The sequence below is a fragment of the Streptomyces lasiicapitis genome, assembly GCF_014646335.1.
GTDB classification, from domain to species: domain Bacteria; phylum Actinomycetota; class Actinomycetes; order Streptomycetales; family Streptomycetaceae; genus Streptomyces; species Streptomyces lasiicapitis.
Genome location: NZ_BMNG01000033.1, coordinates 6,199 through 7,470, shown reverse-complemented (window position 1 = coordinate 7,470; position 1,272 = coordinate 6,199). Strand labels below are relative to the sequence as shown.

Annotated in this window: 1 pseudogene; it reads right to left on the bottom strand. The window is 74.0% G+C overall.

Features of this window, described 5'->3' with window-relative positions:
- Positions 1–1,272 (bottom strand): annotated as a pseudogene (locus tag IEY91_RS41095) (hypothetical protein); the annotation flags it as partial.

Genomic DNA, 1,272 nt, shown 5'->3' with positions numbered 1-1,272 from the left:
TGCCGGGAGGCTGTTCCGGGGCGGTACCGGGCTCGGGAGCCAGAGCCGGTTCCGGGAACTGTGGAGCGTGGCTGTCCTGCGCGAGAACCGGCTCCCGCCCGGACACCGCCTCGTCGGTTCCGGGGCTGGCGGCAGGTGGTTCCGGGAGGGTGTGGCGCACCTGGAACCGCCGGGTGGTGTTGGCGGCCGCCACCGACGCAGCCGTGTTCTGCTCCCCTGTTCCGACCCCGTCCTCGGCCGGTTCGGGACCTGCGGGGGAGCTGGTTCCCGGATCGGGCGAGCTCGCGGTTCCTGCTGGTTCCGGCTCACCGGGCGCGTTGGCCTCTGCCGCGTTCGCGGCAGGCGGTTCGGGCGGGGTTGCGGAACCAGTTCCCGCCTCCATGACGGCCGTGGTTCCCGACGGTTCCCGCTTGTTCCTCGGCGCGGGCGGTTGGGCCTTCGCGAGCTGCTGGCGGCGGAACTGCGCGCCGAGCTCAGCGTCGTTGACCGTGCCGGTGGCGGGCTGCTCGAACAGCGCCGTGCGCACGCGGTCGGTGGCCTGCTCCCATTCGCCGGCGACCTTCTGCGCGAGCTGGTGGGCGGCCGGGTCGTGGTGGCCGGGGTCGAAGAGGTGGTGCGGTACGCGCGGCTGCTGGTCGACGAGTTCGGGCACCGCGGAGTGCAGTCCGATGTGCTCGACGAGCGACAGCGGCCGCTGGGGGCGGGTGAACGCGCCGTGCCGGGCGGCTGCGACCAGGGCGCGGCGGGCACGGGTCGTGGAGATCCACACCAGGGCGCGTCTGCGGCGCAGGCGGGCGCGGGAGATATGGCCCGCGACCTGGCCCAGTCGACGGTCGTGGTCGTCGGCGTGGACGCGGCGCTCGGGGGCCAGGCCCCGCTCCCACAGGATGCCCGCGAACAGAGGGGCGAGGACGCGTACGAGGACGACGACGCAGGTCTGCCACACGGACTGTCCGGCCGGGGCGGTGACGGCGGCCTCCATCGCGGAGACGGTGGAGGACGCGGCGACGGCGATCCACATGATGACGCCGTCCGCGCCGCCCTGGCCGCCGTGCTCCAGGATGTTGGCGCGGGCGCGGATGCCGCAGCAGATGATCGCGCCCTCGATGAACGCCAACGAGAGCAGGGTGGTGGGCATCACCGCGATGTCGGGGACCCCGGCGGCGCTGATCGCGCTGCGGGTCACCGGCCACATGCCCACCAGCGACGCCACGGAAGCCATGCCCGCGATCGAGTAGGTGAGACGGTCGGCGGTGCGCCGGGCCCGCGTGA